Genomic DNA, 2,260 nt, shown 5'->3' with positions numbered 1-2,260 from the left:
CCGCCACAGAGGGTCCCCGCACCGGATAACGGTGCTGGGTTAGACATCAGAAAACAACAGGGTGGTATTTCACCTATGGCTCCACCAGGGCTGGCGCCCCGGCTTCAAAGCCTCCCACCTATGCTACACAATTCTTTCCTAATGCCACTCTGAAGCTGCAGTAAAGGTGCACGGGGTCTTTCCGTCTAACCGCGGGTACTCCGCATCTTCACGGAGAATTCAATTTCGCTGAGCATGTACTGGAGACAGTGGGGAAGTCGTTACGCCATTCGTGCAGGTCGGAACTTACCCGACAAGGAATTTCGCTACCTTAGGACCGTTATAGTTACGGCCGCCGTTTACCTGGGCTTCATTTCGGAGCTTGCACCCCTCCACTTAACCTTCAGGCACCGGGCAGGCGTCAGGCCCTATACGTCGTCTTGAAGCCGACTTAGCAGAGCCCTGTGTTTTTGCTAAACAGTCGCTACCCCCTGGCCTGTGCCCCCACAAAAAGTTGCCTTGATGTGGGGCCTCCTTCTTCCGAAGGTACGGAGGCAATTTGCCGAGTTCCTTCAGTACACTTCTCTCAAGCGCCTTGGTATACTCTACCAGACCACCTGTGTCGGTTTCGGGTACGGTCTATACGGTGGGGCTATTTCCTGGAACCTCTTCGAAGCACGTCCAATCCGTTAAGGACGTACAACATACGAGATCCGTCACACACCACCAGGCCCACGAATATTAACGTGGTTCCCATCGACTACCCCCTTCGGGCTCGTCTTAGGGGCCGGCTCACCCTGCTCAGATTAGCTTTAAGCAGGAACCCTTGGTCTTTCGGCGAGAGGGCATCTCACCCTCTTTATCGCTACTCATGTCTGCATTCGCACTTCCGATACCTCCACCGTCGGTTACCCTTCGGCTTCACAGGCTTACGGAACGCTCCGCTACCGCGTGGATAAATCCACACCCTAAGCTTCGGTGCACGTCTTGAGCCCCGTTACATCTTCGCCGCAGGATCTCTTATCTAGACCAGTGAGCTGTTACGCTTTCTTTAAAGGATGGCTGCTTCTAAGCCAACCTCCTGGTTGTTTTGGAGATCCCACATGCTTTCCCACTTAGACGTGACTTGGGGACCTTAGCTGTAGGTCAGGGCTGTTTCCCTTTTGACGACGGACCTTAGCACCCGCCGTCTGTCTCCTGGACAGTACTCGTTGGTATTCGGAGTTTGGTTAGAGTTGGTAGATCTCGCGACCCCCGCATCCATCCAGTGCTCTACCCCCAACGGTATTCATCCAAGGCTCTACCTCAATAGATTTCGCGGAGAACCAGCTATTTCCCGGCTTGATTGGCCTTTCACCCCTAAACACAACTCATCCGATAATTTTTCAACATTAAACGGTTCGGTCCTCCAGTGGGTGTTACCCCACCTTCAACCTGGTCATGCCTAGATCGCCGGGTTTCGGGTCTAATGCATCAAACTCTGTCGCCCTATTAAGACTCGCTTTCGCTGCGCCTACACCTATCGGCTTAAGCTTGCTTGATACACTAAGTCACAGACCCATTATGCAAGAGGTACGCTGTCACCCCATAAAGAGGCTCCAACTGCTTGTAAGCATTCGGTTTCAGGTACTGTTTCACTCCCCTCATCGGGGTGCTTTTCACCTTTCCCTCACGGTACTAGTTCGCTATCGGTCATGCACGAGTATTTAGGCTTGGAGGGTGGTCCCCCCATGTTCAGACAGGGTTTCACGTGCCCCGCCCTACTCGAATCCTGATGTCCTATTTTCGCATACGGGGCTGTCACCCGCTATGGCGCCACTTTCCAGAGGCTTCTGCTAATTAAACACCAGGCATTGGCCTGGTCCGCGTTCGCTCGCCACTACTAACGGAATCTCGGTTGATGTCTTTTCCTCCGGGTACTGAGATGTTTCAGTTCTCCGGGTTCGCTTTACCAAGGCTATTTTATTCACCAAGGTAATATCCTTTCCCATTTAACCCAGATCCCGGATCAAGTCCGGGACAAGGATTAAATGGTAAGGATGGGTTTCCCCATTCGGAAATCGTCGGGTCAAAGGTTGCTCACACCTCACCGACGCTTATCGCAGCGTGCCACGTCCTTCATCGCCTGTGCATGCCAAGGCATCCACCAAATGCTCTTACCTCACGTTTGAGAGTCCACACCACCAATGACAACGCTGGAAAACCTCTCCTTGCAAAAGAGGCCGCCATCGAATGCGCGTCACGGTAAATGCAGATAATTAAATCTCAGCCAAATGATTTA

1 rRNA gene is annotated in these 2,260 nt (G+C 52.7%); it reads right to left on the bottom strand.

The features are described 5' to 3' along the window. Window positions 1–2,149 (bottom strand): 23S ribosomal RNA (locus D3876_RS00240); the annotation flags it as partial. Window positions 2,150–2,260: the final 111 nt, after the last annotated feature.

It is taken from the genome of Sphingomonas cavernae, assembly GCF_003590775.1.
Taxonomy (GTDB): domain Bacteria; phylum Pseudomonadota; class Alphaproteobacteria; order Sphingomonadales; family Sphingomonadaceae; genus Sphingobium_A; species Sphingobium_A cavernae.
Note: the sequence above shows the minus strand (reverse complement) of the source record. Positions and strands in the feature narration are given on the sequence as shown.